Origin of the sequence: Leifsonia sp., from assembly GCF_051955155.1 — a bacterium.
GTDB lineage: Bacteria > Actinomycetota > Actinomycetes > Actinomycetales > Microbacteriaceae > Leifsonia.
Map to the genome: position 1 here is coordinate 26,230 of NZ_JBQCGZ010000179.1, position 14,556 is coordinate 40,785.

At 73.6% G+C, this 14,556-nt stretch carries 14 protein-coding genes; 7 read left to right on the forward strand and 7 right to left on the reverse strand.

Annotated features, from left to right (window positions below; genetic code table 11):
• Positions 1 to 73 precede the first annotated feature (73 nt).
• Together ACTHMF_RS19155 and ACTHMF_RS19160 are read right to left on the reverse strand one after the other, a co-directional pair.
• Entirely contained in the window at positions 74 to 955 is an 882-nt protein-coding gene (locus ACTHMF_RS19155; protein WP_440319812.1) for a VOC family protein, read from the reverse strand.
• A 33-nt stretch (positions 956 to 988) separates the two neighbouring features.
• Positions 989 to 1,576: an RraA family protein gene (locus ACTHMF_RS19160; protein WP_440319916.1), complete on the reverse strand. Its 588-nt coding sequence runs from the start codon at positions 1,574 to 1,576 to the stop codon at positions 989 to 991.
• Between the two features lie 161 nt (positions 1,577 to 1,737).
• On the opposite strand from ACTHMF_RS19160, the gene ACTHMF_RS19165 reads away from it, so the two are divergent.
• On the forward strand, positions 1,738 to 3,612 hold the full coding sequence (locus tag ACTHMF_RS19165; protein ID WP_440319814.1) for a heavy metal translocating P-type ATPase: 1,875 nt from the start codon (positions 1,738 to 1,740) through the stop codon (positions 3,610 to 3,612).
• A 66-nt stretch (positions 3,613 to 3,678) separates the two neighbouring features.
• On the opposite strand, the gene ACTHMF_RS19170 is transcribed toward ACTHMF_RS19165, so the two are convergent.
• The 3 genes from ACTHMF_RS19170 to ACTHMF_RS19180 form a co-directional block, all read right to left on the reverse strand.
• Positions 3,679 to 4,581, reverse strand: a complete 903-nt coding sequence (locus ACTHMF_RS19170) for a phosphoribosylaminoimidazolesuccinocarboxamide synthase (RefSeq protein ID WP_440319815.1) — start codon at positions 4,579 to 4,581, stop codon at positions 3,679 to 3,681.
• Between the two features lie 128 nt (positions 4,582 to 4,709).
• Positions 4,710 to 5,063: an SHOCT domain-containing protein gene (locus tag ACTHMF_RS19175; protein ID WP_440319817.1), complete on the reverse strand. Its 354-nt coding sequence runs from the start codon at positions 5,061 to 5,063 to the stop codon at positions 4,710 to 4,712.
• Between the two features lie 11 nt (positions 5,064 to 5,074).
• The gene (locus ACTHMF_RS19180) at positions 5,075 to 5,524 is read right to left on the reverse strand and encodes a DUF6325 family protein (protein WP_440319819.1); all 450 of its coding nucleotides are present in this window, start codon (positions 5,522 to 5,524) and stop codon (positions 5,075 to 5,077) included.
• A 158-nt stretch (positions 5,525 to 5,682) separates the two neighbouring features.
• Between ACTHMF_RS19180 and ACTHMF_RS19185 the strand changes: the two genes are divergently transcribed.
• Positions 5,683 to 6,927, forward strand: a complete 1,245-nt coding sequence (locus tag ACTHMF_RS19185; protein ID WP_440319821.1) for an FAD-binding protein — start codon at positions 5,683 to 5,685, stop codon at positions 6,925 to 6,927.
• A 28-nt stretch (positions 6,928 to 6,955) separates the two neighbouring features.
• Here ACTHMF_RS19185 and purD read toward each other — a convergent pair whose 3' ends face one another.
• A complete protein-coding gene (purD, locus tag ACTHMF_RS19190) occupies positions 6,956 to 8,212 on the reverse strand; it encodes a phosphoribosylamine--glycine ligase (protein WP_440319823.1) in 1,257 nt (418 codons plus the stop codon).
• A 57-nt stretch (positions 8,213 to 8,269) separates the two neighbouring features.
• Between purD and ACTHMF_RS19195 the strand changes: the two genes are divergently transcribed.
• The 3 genes from ACTHMF_RS19195 (at position 8,270) to purF (ending at position 10,882) form a co-directional block, all read left to right on the forward strand.
• Complete coding sequence (locus ACTHMF_RS19195; protein ID WP_440319825.1) at positions 8,270 to 8,626, forward strand: sterol carrier family protein; 357 nt, start codon at positions 8,270 to 8,272, stop codon at positions 8,624 to 8,626.
• A gap of 151 nt (positions 8,627 to 8,777) precedes the next feature.
• Positions 8,778 to 9,266 carry a hypothetical protein gene (locus ACTHMF_RS19200; RefSeq protein WP_440319826.1) on the forward strand — a complete coding sequence of 163 codons (489 nt, stop codon included), beginning with the start codon at positions 8,778 to 8,780 and terminating at the stop codon, positions 9,264 to 9,266.
• 32 nt (positions 9,267 to 9,298) lie between these two features.
• Positions 9,299 to 10,882, forward strand: a complete 1,584-nt coding sequence (gene purF / locus ACTHMF_RS19205; RefSeq protein ID WP_314149698.1) for an amidophosphoribosyltransferase — start codon at positions 9,299 to 9,301, stop codon at positions 10,880 to 10,882.
• Positions 10,883 to 11,017: 135 nt separating this feature from the next.
• Here the strand turns inward: purF and ACTHMF_RS19210 are convergent, their stop codons facing one another.
• Positions 11,018 to 11,932 (reverse strand): phosphotransferase family protein, encoded by a 915-nt coding sequence (locus ACTHMF_RS19210; protein WP_440319828.1) that lies wholly within the window; start codon positions 11,930 to 11,932, stop codon positions 11,018 to 11,020.
• 68 nt (positions 11,933 to 12,000) lie between these two features.
• Here ACTHMF_RS19210 and purM point away from each other — a divergent pair, with 68 nt between their 5' ends.
• Positions 12,001 to 13,122 carry a phosphoribosylformylglycinamidine cyclo-ligase gene (purM, locus tag ACTHMF_RS19215; RefSeq protein ID WP_440319830.1) on the forward strand — a complete coding sequence of 374 codons (1,122 nt, stop codon included), beginning with the start codon at positions 12,001 to 12,003 and terminating at the stop codon, positions 13,120 to 13,122.
• Between the two features lie 69 nt (positions 13,123 to 13,191).
• The gene (locus ACTHMF_RS19220) at positions 13,192 to 14,487 is read left to right on the forward strand and encodes an Ig-like domain repeat protein (protein ID WP_440319831.1); all 1,296 of its coding nucleotides are present in this window, start codon (positions 13,192 to 13,194) and stop codon (positions 14,485 to 14,487) included.
• Positions 14,488 to 14,556: the final 69 nt, after the last annotated feature.

The following is a 14,556-nucleotide window of genomic DNA, read 5'->3' on the forward strand; positions in this document are numbered from 1 at the left end:
TCGCCGGGAATGTCCTCCCTTTCCCGCATCCACCCGGCGCGTCGCCGGGAACGTCCTCCCGCACCGACCGCCGCTACGCGGCCACGACCCGCACCGCGTTCGCCCACGGGTCGTCGAACGCCACCGACGCCCCGTCGTCGCGCGTCTGCACCCCGTAGTGCCGCATCCGCTCGGTGAGCTCGCCCAGATCGTCCGCACCGGGAACCCGGATCTCCACCTCGCCGAGTCCGAGCGCGGGCGCGCGGCGGCCGGCGCCGCGGCTGTTCCAGGTGTTCATCGCCATGTGGTGGTGGTAGCCGCCCGCGGAGACGAAGAGGGCCGAGTCGCCGAGCGCGGCCGTCGCGTCGAAGCCGAGCCGGTTCACGTAGAACTCGCGCGCCGTCGCGACGTCGCCCACCGAGAGGTGGACGTGACCGACCGTCGCGTCGCCGAAGCGGTCGTCACCGATACTCTCCGCCTCGGCCAGCGCCGCGCCGCGCTCGGTCAGGTGCTCGGACAGGAAGCGGTTGGGGTCGAGGAACAGCGTGTCCATCTCCACCTGGCCGTGCGTCCAGCTCCACTGGCTGCGGTCGCGGTCCCAGTACAGCTCGACCCCGTTGTCCTCGGGATCGGTGAAGTAGAACGCCTTGCTGACCAGGTGGTCCGCGCTGCCGGTGAACGTGCCGGGCGCGCGCCGTGCGACCGAGTAGACGGCCGCCGCCAGCGCCTCCTCGCTGTCGAACAGCACCGCCGTGTGGAACAGCCCCGCCTCGCCGCGGTTCGCGTGCTTCAGCTCCGGCGCGTGCTCCAGGACGACGACGGGCGTCGCGCCCCGGCCGAGGATGACGCGACCGCCCTCGGCGGCGAGCACGGACAGCGTGACGGCATCGCGGTAGTACGCGGTCATCGCGTCGAGGTCGGCGACGCGGAGGGTGACCGCGCCCATGGCGGATTCGGCGGGGAGGAGGTCGGGCATGGCCTTCTCAACGCCCGCGGAGGCGAGACTATTTCAGGTCTCGATCGCCCCGCCGCTCTCCGCGAGGTAACGGCGCAGCGTGAGCGCCGGGTCCTGCGCCTGCAGCCGCCGGTACCGTGCGAAGTCCAGCTGCGCGCGCAGCGACGTCCCAGCGCGCATCCGGTCCGACTGCGCCCCCTCCGTCGCCTGGATGCGTCCGGCCTCCGCGAACAGCTCCTCCCTGCCGTCGCCCAGCACGAGCACGCCGTCGTCGTCCGCCACGATCCAGTCGGACGGCGAGACCGGCGTGCCGTCGAGGAACGCGCTGCGCATCGCGGCGCCCGCGGGCGGCACGCGCCGGGGACCGAAGGGATGCGCGCCCAGGCTGAACAGCGGGAGGCCGATCTCGCGCAGCTGCGCGGTGTCCCTGTGCAGGCCCCAGATCACGGCCCCGGCCAGCCCGGCCTCGCGCGCTTCAAGCAGCATCAGGTCGCCGACGCACGCCTCGTCGGTGCGGCCGCCGTTGTCGACGACCAGCACCGCGCCGAGCGGGGCGTCGTCGATGGTCTCCAGCAGCACGTCGACGCTGCCGAGGTGGGTGACCGGGGCGGCCGGTCCCTGGAACGGGCGGCCGGGCAGCAGCGCGCGCCGCGGTGGGCGGCGGAGTGGCGGTGTCTGTCATGCCGCGACGCTATCGCCCCGCTCATGCGCGGACCGGAATGGGGGCGCGGACGTCCTCCGAGCGCGCACTCTTCCGCATCCGGTGCGCGCACGGCCAGGATGGAGGGGAAGGGGGTGCACGGATGTCTCGCGTTCTGAGGGCCGCACGCCGGTACTGGACAGTCACGCTCACTCTGCTGGTCGGGCTGGCCGGCATCGTGCTCGCGCTCGCCGGCGCGGGCGGCGCCGTGCAGTGGCTGTTCAGCCTCTACGCGCTCGCTGTGGCCGCCTGGCAGGCGCTCGACATGGTCCGGGCTCTGGTCCGGGGGCAGTTCGGCCTCGACATCCTCGCCATCACGGCGATCGTGGCGACGGTGCTGGTCGGCGAGTACGTCGCCGCGCTCGTCGTCGTCCTGATGCTCACCGGTGGCGAGGCGCTGGAGGATTACGCGAACCAGCGCGCCAAGCGCGAGCTCGACGCGCTGCTCACCCGGGCGCCGCAGCGCGCGCACCGGGCGGACGACGGCGGCTATGTCGACATCCCCGTCGACGAGGTCCAGGTGGGGGATGTCCTGCTGGTCCGGCCCGCGGAGATCCTGCCCGTGGACGGCGTGCTGCTGTCGGCGCGCACGACCCTGGACCAGTCCTCGATCACCGGCGAGAGCATCCCGGTGGAGAAGACGGCGGGCGACGAAGTGCTCAGCGGGGCGGTCAACGGAACCGAGGCGGTCGAGATCCGCGCAACACAGACGGCCGGCGCTTCGCAGTACCAGCAGATCGTGGCCCTGGTCGCGCAGGCGGCGGAGAGCAAGGCGCCGGTCGTCCGGCTGGCGGACCGGTACGCGGTGCCGTTCACCGTGTTCTCGCTGGCTCTCGCGGCCGTGGCGTGGTGGCTGAGCGGGGAGGCCGTGCGGTTCGCGGAGGTCCTCGTGCTCGCGACGCCGTGCCCGCTGCTGATCGCGGCTCCGGTCGCCTTCATCGGCGGGATGAGCAGAGGTGCCCGCAACGGCATCATCGTCAAGTCGGGGGGCGTTCTGGAACAGTTGGCGAGGGCGCGCACGGTGGTCTTCGACAAGACCGGGACGCTCACCCACGGCGCGCCGACGCTGAACGCTGTCCGCCCGGAGGCGCCGTTCGACGCCGACGAGCTGCTGGAGCTGGTCGCGAGCGCTGAGCAGTATTCGTCGCACGTGCTCGCCGCGTCGTTCATCGCGGCAGCGCGCGAGCGCGGACTGCGGCTGCACGAGGCCGAGTCCGCGCAGGAGGCGGCGACGAACGGCGTCGTCGCCCGGATCGGCGGCCGCGAGGTGGTGGTCGGCAAGTTCGCGTTCGTCGCCGCGCACGCCCCGGATGCGGCGCGCACCGTCATCGCGCCAGGGGAGCTCGCGGTGTATGTCGCGGTCGACGGCGCGTTCGCAGGGGCGCTGCTCGCCAGCGATCGGCTGCGCGCCGATGCGACGGACACCCTGCAACGGCTCGGCGAGCTGGGCGTGACCAACACGATGATGCTCACCGGCGACGCGCGCGAGACCGCGGAGCACGTCGCGCGCGAGCTCGGGATCACCAGCGTGCGGGCCGAGTGCCTGCCCGCCGACAAGGTCGCCGAGGTCTCGGGGATCGCCGAACGGCCGGTGATCATGGTCGGAGACGGCGTCAACGACGCTCCCGTGCTCGCCGCCGCGGACGTGGGGATCGCGATGGGCGCCAAGGGCGCGACCGCCGCGAGCGAGTCGGCGGACGCGGTGATCCTGGTGGACGACATCGCCGGAGTCGCCACGGCGGTCCGGATCGGCGCGGACACGGTCCGCATCGCGCTGCAGAGCATCTGGCTCGGCATCGCCATCTCCGTCGTGCTCATGGTGATCGCCGCCTTCGGCGTGATCCCCGCCACCGCCGGCGCGATCATCCAGGAGTTCGTCGACCTGGCGACCATCCTGGCGGCGCTCCGCGCGATCGGCGGGCGCCTGGATGCGCGCGAGGAGCTCGCGCGCCCGGCCCCCGTGTCGGCGACCGGCTAGCGGCGCGGCGGCGGGGCGGCGTTGAGCCGGCGGAGCGACGTGCTGCGGGAGGGGCGTGCCACCGCGTCAGTCGCCGGTCAGGCGCTCCAGGAGCTCGCGGTAGCGGGCGGCGGTGCGCTCGACGATCTCCGTGGGGAGCGCGGGAGGGGTACCGGTCTTGTCCCAGTTGGAGGCCAGCCAGTCGCGGACGATCTGCTTGTCGAAGCTGGCCATCCGCCCCGCCGGCGTCGTCGCCGTCTCGTACGCCCGCGCGTCCCAGTACCGGCTGGAGTCGCTCGTGAGCACCTCGTCGGCGAGGGTGATCTCACCGGTGATCCGGTCGGCGCCGAACTCGAACTTGGTGTCCGCGATGATCACGCCGCGCTTCTCGGCGATCGCCGCGCCCCGGCTGTACACCTCCAGCGACCTGCGCCGCAGCTCCTCCGCCACGTCCGCCCCGACCAGTTCGACCGTGCGCTCGAAGCTGATGTTCTCGTCGTGCTGCCCCAGCGGTGCCTTCCACGCGGGCGTGTAGATCGGCTCCGGCAGGCGGTCGCCGTCGCCGAGGCCGTCCGGAAGCGGGACCCCGCAGACGCTCCGCGTCGCCTGGTACTCGGCCCAGCCGCTCCCGGTGAGGTAGCCGCGCACCACGCACTCGATCGGGAACATGTCGAGCGGCTTCACGAGCATCGAGCGGCCGGCCACCGACGCCGGGATGCGATCGACGACGCGCTCGCCGTCGAGCACGTGGTCCGGAATGAGGTGGTTGGGCACATCGCTCAGCTGGTCGAACCACCACAGGCTGAGGGTGGTGAGCAGCTCGCCCTTGCCGGGGATGCCCGGCTCGAGCACGTGGTCGAACGCGCTGACCCTGTCGCTGGCGACCACCAGCACGGCGTCGGTGTCGGCGAGCCCCGACGCGCCCTCCGGCACGTAGAGGTCGCGGACCTTCCCGGAGTAGACGTGGTTCCAGCCTGCCAGTTCGCTCACCCGTCCATCGTAGGGCTCCGTGCGTGACGGTCCCCGTCCCGGCCGCTCACGCGAAGGACCCCGTCCGGTACGTCGCGTCCCTGCTCGCGCAGGGCCGGTCGTCCCGGACGGGGACACGCGCGCCGGGATCAGCCGAGCAGCTTCGCCTTCGCGGCCGCGAACTCCTCGTCGGAGAGGATCCCCTGCGAGTGGAACTGCGCCAGCTGCTGGAGCTGCGCCATCATGTCGTCGCCGCCACCACCGCCTCCGGCCGGCGCGGCGGGTGCCGCCGGCTGCTGCTGCGCCGCGGCCTGCTGCGCCATCTGCTGCATCTGCAGCTGCTGCTGCTGCGCCTCGTACTGCTGCTGCTCCCACTCGTTCTGCGCGCGCTGCTGCTGGCGGCGCTGCACCCCGCCGGACACCGCGGTCGCCGTGCCGGCGACGACGGCCGTGCGCGCGGCCATCCCGATCAGTCCCGGTCGTCCCATCCGTCCCAATGGCATCTCTTCGCTCCTCAGCTCTCCGCCGGCGCGCTGTCCGGCTCGAATTCCCCGGCCACGACGGCGTTGACCACCGGCGCCGGGATGCGCTCGCTGTGCACGACCAGCCCGCCGGCCTCGAAGAACCGGCTGGCGAGCTCCTTCGCCCACAGGTGCTCGAAGACGAAGATCGCGCCGGTCGTCCCCGGCTGGATCAGCTCGGCGATCTGCTCGACGTCCTCGTCCCCGGCGAGGCCGCTGGCGTCGAGGCTGATCCCGGCCATGCCGATCTCGTCGCCGATCTCATCCAGCTCCACGATGTCCACGGCGCCGTCCTCGTGGCGGGTCACGAACAGCAGGTCCAACAGCCGCACGGTGCCGGTCTCGACCAGGTCGAGGATGGCCTGGACGACCCCAGGCGATGGTCGGTCGTTGTCGAACTGCGCGACGATGAACTCCGCCGGTCCGTAGTCGAATTCAGCCACAGGAACCCCTCCTTCACGCGGCCCCTGCCGCTTTCACCGCGAACGATACCTGCGCGGGTACGCCGCGGCAACGCACACTTTCCCGCGGTGGGAAGGGGCGGAATGTGCACGTTCACATCCCTAGACTGGACGCACGAAACGCGTGCGAGGAGGACGACGTGGCCGAGCTGAACTGGGCGGGGAACTACGAGTACCGGGCGGCGCGCATCGCCGCGCCAGGCAGCGTGGACGAGCTGCGGGAGCTGGTCGCGTCGTCGCGCTCTGTCCGCGCGCTCGGCAGCAGGCACTCCTTCAACGACCTCGCCGACAGTGACGACCTGCTGATCAGCACGGCCGGTCTGCCCGCCGCGATCCGCATCGACGAGGCGGCGTCGACCGTCACGGTCGGCGGCGGCATCCGCTACGGCGACCTCGCCCGCGAGCTGCAGGCCGCGGGCTGGGCGCTGCACAACCTGGCCTCGCTGCCGCACATCTCCGTGGCCGGCGCGATCGCAACGGCGACGCACGGCTCCGGCGACCGCAACGGCAACCTCGCGACGGCGGTGTCCGGCCTGCGCATCCTGACCGGCTCCGGCGAGCTGGTGGACATCGCGCGCGGCGACGACGGCTTCGACGGCGCGGTGGTCTCGCTCGGCGCGCTCGGCGTCGTGACCGAGGTGACCCTCGACATCCGGCCGACGTTCGACGCCAGGCAGCGGCTGTTCGGAGGCGTCCCGTGGGACGCGGTGACCGGCCGGTTCGACGAGCTCACCTCGGCCGCGTACAGCGTCTCGCTGTTCACGACGTGGGCGGAGGACACGGTCTCGCTCGCCTGGCTGAAGGAGCTGGACGGCGCGACCACCGCCGTCGGCGACGACTTCTTCGGGGCGCCGGCGCTCACGGAGGCGCGGCACATGATCGCGACGATGGACGTCCGCAACACCACGGAGCAGCTCGGCGTCGTGGGCCCGTGGAGCGAGCGCCTCGCGCACTTCCGGTTCGAGTTCACGCCGTCGAACGGCGCCGAGATCCAGTCGGAGTACCTGGTCCCGCGGCCGAGGGCGGTCGAGGCGATCGAGGCGGTGCGGACGCTGGGCCCGCGGATCGCGCCGCTGCTTCAGATCAGCGAGATCCGCACGGTGGCCGCGGACGACCTGTGGCTGTCCAGCGCCTCGGGGACGGACGTCGTCGGCCTGCACTTCACCTGGCTGCGCGACCAGGAGGGGGTGGAGGCGGTGCTCCCGCTGCTCGAGGACGCGTTGCTCCCGCTGGGCGCGCGCCCGCACTGGGGCAAGCTCTACCTCGACCGCGACGGACTCGTCCCCGCCCTGTACCCCCGCCTCGACGACTTCCGGTCCCTCGCCGAGCGGTTCGACCCCGACCGCCGCTTCCGCAACGCGTTCCTCACCCGCCTCCTCGGCTGAGCGCGCCGGCCGCGGCGGACCGGGCGCGTCAGGAGACGCGCGCGGCGATGTCGGTGCGGTACTGCCCGCCGTCGAGGTGGATGCGGCCGATCGCGTCGTATGCGCGCTCGCGCGCCTCGGCGAACGTGGTCCCCCTGGCGACGACCGAGAGCACCCGGCCGCCCGTCGCGAGCAGCGCGCCGGTGGCCTCGTCGCGCGCGGTGGCCGCGTGCGCGATGGTCACCTCCGGAACGGCTGCCGCATCCTCCAGGCCCGTCAGCGGGCGGCCGGTCTGCGGCGCCTCCGGGTAGCCCTCGCTCGCGAGGACGACGGTGACCGCGGTGTCCAGGGCGAACTCGGGACGCGGCATCCCGGCCAGCTCGCCGGTCGCCGCCCCGTACAGCAGGGTGGAGAGCGGCGTGACCAGCCGGGGGAGCACCACCTGGGTCTCCGGGTCGCCGAAGCGCGCATTGAACTCGATGACGCGGATGCCGCGATCGGTCACGATGAGGCCGCAGTAGAGCAGGCCGATGAACGGCGTCTGCTCCTCCGCGAGCCGGCGGACCGTCGGAAGCGCGACCGTGTCGATGACCTCGTCCACGAACGACTCCGGCAGCCACGGCAGCGGCGAGTACGCGCCCATCCCGCCCGTGTTGGGCCCGGCGTCGCCGTCGAGCAGGCGCTTGAAGTCCTGCGCCGGGCTGAGCGGCAGGACGGTGTGGCCGTCGCTGACCAGGAACAGCGACACCTCCTGACCGTCGAGGAACTCCTCGATCAGCACGCCGCCCTCGGCGAGGTAGTGGGTCGCGTGGGCGACCGCGGCCTCCCGGTCGGAGGTGACGATGACGCCCTTGCCCGCGGCGAGCCCATCCGCCTTGACCACGTACGGGGCGCCGAGCTCGTCGATCGCGCTCTCCGCCTCGGCGAGGGTCTCCGCGCGCACCGCGCGGCCGGTCGGGACACCCGCCGCCTCCATGATCCGCTTCGCGAACGCCTTCGAGCCCTCCAGCTGCGCCGCGGCCTTGCCGGGCCCGAACACGGGGATGCCGCGCGTGCGCAGCGGGTCGGCGACGCCCGCGACGAGCGGCGCCTCCGGGCCGATCACGACCAGCTCGATGCCGTTCTCGATCGCGTACTCGGTGACCGCCTCGCCGTCGAGCGGGTTCAGCCCCGTCTCCACAGCGACGTCGGCCGCGATGCCGGCGTTGCCGGGCGCCGCCACGATCTCGTGTCCCGCGTCCTCGGCGAGGAGGGCGGTGATGATGGCGTGCTCACGGGCACCGGAACCGAGGACGAGAATCTTCACGCGACCCATGCTAGAGGTCGGCGGCGCCCGCGCCGGAGCCGGTGCGAGGATGGACGCATGGCCAGAGCGAAGATCCCCGACGAGCAGGGCGGCCCCGCCGTCCGCGCCGCGCTGGAGGAGGGGGCGGACCGGAACACCACCGCGACCGCCGTCCGCTACCTGCTGCAGCTGCTGGCCGAGCGCGCACCGGGCAACACCGTCGAGGTGCGCGTGCCGCCGTTCGGGGCCGTGCAGTGCATCCCCGGCCCGCGTCACACGCGTGGGACGCCCCCGAACGTGATCGAGACGGACGCGGCCACCTGGCTCGCCCTCGCCTCGGGCCGCCTCTCCTGGCCGGACGGCCTCGCCTCCGGCTCCGTGCACGCCTCCGGGCAGCGCGCCACCCTCGACGGCCTCCTCCCCCTCCGCTACTGACCGCCCCGCCCCCCGCCCCCGCCCGCCGAGTGGAGAGTCGATGTCGCTTTCGGCGCGCGAAAACGACAACGACTCTCCACTCGGCGGAGGTGGGGCGGAGGTGGGGCAGAGGTGGGGCGAGCGTTCAGGCGCGGTGGGGGAGAATAGGGGCATGACCGTGAACCCCGACGACTCCGCCGCGCCCGCGAACGGCGCCGCCGAGCCGACGGAGCCGGCCGCCGCGCAGCAGGACGCCGGACAGACCGAGCCCCCCGCCCCGGAGGAGATCGCGACCGTCACCGAGCCCTCCGCCCCGGAGGAGATCGCGACCGTCACCGAGGACGCCGTCCGCGTGCACCGCTCGCCGCGCTACTTCCGCTTCATGCTCACCGGCGCCATCCTGTTCGCGATCGTCGCGGTCGTCCTCACGTTCGCCTTCCCGGAGAACCCGACCTACGACCGCGGGACCGTGTTCGGCTTCCTGCTCGCGATCTGCGTCGTCGTCGGCGTCGCCCTCGGCGCGGTCGTGGCCCTGCTCCTGGACCGCGCTGCCACCCGGCGGGCGCGCACCGTCCAGGCGGATAGAATCGACGTGCGCGTCCCCGACGGCGAGTCGGAGGATCCCCGGTCGAGCGATCAGCGCCCGTCCGTCGACAGCTGAACACCTGAACACCTGAACGAGAGGGGTCCACTGTGGCCGGAGGCGACGGTCGGCTCAGTCACGAGCTGCTGCCCGGCGAGAAGGGACCGCAGGACGCCTGCGGAGTCTTCGGCGTGTGGGCGCCAGGAGAAGAGGTCGCGAAGCTCAGCTACTTCGGCCTCTACGCGCTGCAGCACCGCGGCCAGGAGTCCGCGGGCATCGCGACCAGCGACGGCAAGAAGATCCTCATCTACAAGGACATGGGTCTCGTCTCGCAGGTCTTCAACGAGAACGCCCTGAACTCCCTCACCGGCCACATCGCCGTCGGCCACACGCGCTACTCGACCACCGGCGCCTCGAGCTGGCAGAACGCGCAGCCGACCCTCGGCCGCACCTCCAGCGGGACCGTCGCCCTCGGCCACAACGGCAACCTGACCAACACCGCGCAGCTGATGGACCTCGTCCACGAGCGCTACCCGCAGCTCGACGGCGAGCTGAGCCGCGGCAACACCACGGACACCGCCGTCGTCACCGCCCTGCTCACGGGCGACCTCGACCACACCCTCGAAGCGACGGCGCTGGAGGTGCTCCCGCGCCTGCGCGGCGCGTTCTGCCTGGTCTTCATGGACGAGCACACGCTGTACGCCGCGCGCGACCCGCAGGGCGTCCGCCCTCTCGTGCTCGGCCGGCTGGACCGCGGCTGGGTCGTCGCCTCCGAGACCGCGGCGCTGGACATCGTCGGCGCGAGCTTCGTCCGCGAGGTGGAGCCCGGCGAGCTGATCGCGATCGACGAGAACGGCCTGCGCACGCAGCGCTTCGCGCCGGAGAAGCGCGCCGGCTGCGTCTTCGAGTACGTCTACCTCGCGCGCCCCGACACCACCATCGCCGGCCGCGGCGTCTACGAGGCGCGCGTCGAGATGGGCCGCCAGCTGGCGCGCGAGCACGAGGTTGAGGCCGACCTGGTCATCCCGACGCCGGAGTCCGGCACCCCCGCCGCGATCGGCTACGCCCAGGCGTCCGGCATCCCGTTCGGCCAAGGTTTGGTCAAGAACTCGTACGTCGGCCGCACCTTCATCCAGCCATCGCAGACCATCCGCCAGCGCGGCATCAAGCTCAAGCTGAACCCGCTCAAGGAGGTCATCAAGGGCAAGCGTCTCGTCGTCGTCGACGACTCGATCGTCCGCGGCAACACGCAGCGCGCCCTCGTCTCCATGCTCCGCGAGGCGGGCGCGGCGGAGGTGCACGTGCGCATCTCCAGCCCGCCGATCACCTGGCCGTGCTTCTACGGCATCGACTTTGCCTCCCGCGCGGAGCTCATCGCGACCGGGCTGGGCGTGGAGGAGGTGCGCCAGTCCATCGGCGCCGACTCGCTCGGCTACCTGTCAGAGGACGGCATGATCGCCGCGACGGACCAGCCGCGCGAGCGCCTGTGCACGGCGTGCTTCACCGGCCAGTACCCGATCGAGCTGCCCGACGCGCACCACCTCGGCAAGAACCTGCTCGAGCGCCCCGCCGGCGCCGAGACGGTCACGGCTACGGACGACGGCTCCGACGCCGCGAGCGACGGCTGCGAGCCCGGACCGGACTCCGAGTACGAGCGCCTGCTCAGCTACGGCGACCCGGGCCGCCAGGAGTAACCGCCCCGGCCTACGCTCCCGCCGCTCCCGCCGCCGCGATTCGTGACGAATGGGGCGTTTTCGGCGAGAATCCGCGGCATTCGTCACGAATGGTCGCGGATGCGGGCGTCGCCGCGCCCGCGCGTCCACGCGCCCTCAGCGCCGCCGCGCCCGCAGCCATTCGAACGCGGCGTGCGCCTCGACCGCCTGGAACGGCCGCAGCTCCGGCATCCGCGGCGGAGCCGGGTTCAGCGAGCCCGACAGGAACAGCCCCGCCAGCCCGGCCAGCGCTCCGTCGATGGTCGCGTCGGCGACACCGTCGAACGCGGGATGCTCGGCCAGCAGCTCATCCGTGTCCGGCGACCCCAGCCGCCTGGCGTCGATCAGCATCGTCAGCCCGTCGATCCAGGGTGCGCCGGCCGACGCCCACGCCCAGTCGACGAGCCGCGCGCGCCCGGTGCGGTCGATGAGGACGTTGTCGGCGCGCAGGTCCAGGTGGACGACGCGGTCGCCCGCCGTCCGTTCCGCCGCGGCGGCCACCGCCGCATCCAGCTCCTCCGCGAGCGGGAGCGCCCAGGACGGCACCGCGTCCGGGTGCTCCGCGGCCAGCGACGGCCAGACCGCGAACGCCACACGCAGCGACGCCTCGGCGTGCAGGATCGCGTCCACGTCGTCCCACTCCGGCGCCTGGGCGACCTCGTCCAGGATGGCGACGAGCTCCGCGCGCGTCGGCGGCTCGGACGGGTGCGCTCCGTCGATCTCCTCGGTGACGATGACGACCCAGCCGCCCTCGTCCACGGCGCCGAGCAGTTCCGGCGCCCCGACCTCGGGAGGAAGCAGCGCGAGCGCGGCCGCCTCGGCGCGGTACAGGTCGGCCGCTGCGCCGAAGCTCTCCGGCGCCGCCTTCACGAACGCCCGACCGCCGGCCGCGGTGACGACGCGGTCCGCGTGCCCGGGGGAGAAACCCGAGGTCTGGCTGACCGCGGCGACCACGGGGGACCCGAGGATGACGGCCACCGCGTCGGCGACGAAGGCGGGCAGCTCGTCCCAGGGCGGTCGCTCGGCGGTCATCCGCCGAGCGTAACAGCGCCCCGGTCGCAGGGACAGGCGCCCCACCCGGGGGCGGATACCATGGACCGGTGACCGAAGCCACCGAATCCTCGTCCTCCTCCTACGCCGCCGCCGGCGTCGACACGGCAGCCGGCGACCGCGCCGTCGAGCTGATGAAGGCGGCCGTCGCGCGCACGCACGGCGCCGAGGTCCTCGGTGGTGTCGGCGGCTTCGCCGGGCTCTTCGACGTCTCGTTCCTGAAGGACTTCCGCCGCCCGCTGCTCGCCACCTCCACCGACGGCGTCGGCACCAAGGTGGCCATCGCGCAGGCGGTCGACAAGCACGACACCATCGGCCAGGACCTGGTCGGGATGGTCGTCGACGACATCGTCGTGGTGGGCGCGAAGCCGCTGTTCATGACCGACTACATCGCGTGCGGCAAGGTGGTTCCGGAGCGGATCGCGGCCATCGTCGAGGGCATCGCGCGCGCGTGCGCCGAGACCGGCACCGCGCTCGTCGGCGGCGAGACCGCGGAGCACCCCGGCCTGATCGCGCCGGACGACTACGACGTGGCGGGCGCCGCGGTCGGCGCCGTCGAGGCGGACGCGCTGCTCGGCGCAGACCGGGTGCGCGACGGCGACGTCGTGCTCGCGCTCGCCTCCTCCGGCCTGCACTCCAACGGCTTCTCGCTCGTGCGGCACATCCTCGCCGGACGCGGCATCTCGTTCACCGACCGCTCGGACGAGTTCGGCGGCATCGTCGGCGAGGCTCTGCTCGAGCCCACCCGCCTCTACACCTCCCCGCTGCTCCGGGTGCTGCAGGATGCGGCGCTCGGCTCGGCCGTGCACTCGCTCAGCCACGTGACCGGCGGCGGGATCGCGGCGAACCTCGCCCGCGTGCTCCCGGTCGGGTCGTGGGTGGAGGTGGACCGCTCCACCTGGTCGCCGACGCCGGTGTTCCGCATTCTCAGCGACCTGGCGGGCAGCTCGCTGGAGTCGAGCGAGGGGACGTGGAACCTCGGCATCGGGATGTTCGCGGTCGTCGCGCCGGAGACGGCGGACGCCATCGCCGCTGCCATCACCGCGGACGGCATCCCCACCTGGCGGGTCGGGACGGTCTCGACCGCCGCGCGCGACCTCGCCGGCTTCGAGCAGGGCGCCAAGGGCGTCGACGGCGGCGCCGTGCGCCTCGTCGGCTCCTACGCGGCCTGACCGGCGGCGTCCCGCGTCACCCGTTCGTGGAGACGCGGCGGACGCCTCGCACCGGTTAGAGTGGCGCGTGTGATCCGACCGCGTGCCAGCCTCCGTGCGGCGTGCGCGGTCGGCGCCGCACTGATCGCCGCCGCGCTGGGCGGGACGGCGGCAGCGTCCGCTGCCGCGGCACCCATCGCACCCGCGGCCGCCGCGCCCGCTGCTGCCATCGCGCCTGCGACCGCCTCGCCCCTCACCCCATTCGTCGACTGCGTCCAGGACGCCCCGCTCGGCGCCGTCACTTCGCGGACCGTCGTCCTCGGCTACCGCAACAGCGGGCAGAGCCCGGTCACGCTCGCCGCGGGCGGCGGCGCGAACGACCTCTCGTCGGCCCCGGCCGATCGCGGTCAGCCCGCCACCTTCCTGCCCGGCGAGCACCACGCGGTGTGGCTGCTGACGGTGGATGCGGCCGCCGAGCCGTCGCTCTCCTGGCAGCTGGACGGGTCCAGCACCGCCATCGACGCCGCGGCGCCCTCGTGCACGTCCGCCACCTCCATCGCCCTGAGCGCACCGCCGAGCGTCGTCGCGGGCGGGCCGGTCCCGGTGACGGCCACCGTCACACGCGCCCTGCTCGCCCCGCCCGCGGACGGCACGGTGGTGTTCTCGGTCGACGGCGCCGTCGTCGCGCGCGTGCCCGTCGCGGGCGGGATGGCGCGCGCCGATCTGACCGCACCCCCCGCCGGACGGCACTCGATCACCGCGGCCTACGTCCCCGCCGACGGCTCGGCCCTGCGCCCCGCGTCCGCGGAGGCCGGGCTCACCGTGGTGCCCGCGGCGGGCCCGGTGGCGATCGCGGCGGACAGCGTCGTCGGCGGCAGCATGTCCGCGCGCATCATCGTCAGCCGCGCCTCTGCGGCGGGCGCCGCCAGCGTGGAGTTCGCGACCGCGGACGGAACCGCCCGCGCCGGAGCGGACTACGCGGCCGCGAGCGGGACCATCACCCTCGCCGACGGCCAGCGGCAGGCGACGGTCAGCATCCCGCTCGTCGCCAGGAAGCCGGGTGCTCCCGCCTCCACGTTCTTCGTCGTGCTGCGCCGGGCGAGCACGGACGTGAGCACCGCGGTCGCCGCCGTCTCGCTGCCCGCGGTGCCCACCGCGACCGCCCCGGCCGCAGCAGCACCCGCGAGCGGGGCAGGCGGTTCCGCGAGCGCCGCCGCCGGCCCGGCCTCTGCGCTGCCCGAGGGCGACCCGACCGCGTCGCCGCCGGCCGTCGGCGCGTCCCAGGACCTCTTCGTCCTCGTCGCCGCCGCGCTCCTCACCGCGGGGGGCATCGCCGGTGTCCTCGGCCTGCTCCGCGCCGCCGGCGGCCGCCGCGCCACCGACTGACACCCCCGCGGAGGCGACGGCGGCGACGTGACGAATGTCATGGGGAGATGCTGACAGCGGGCCTGCGCG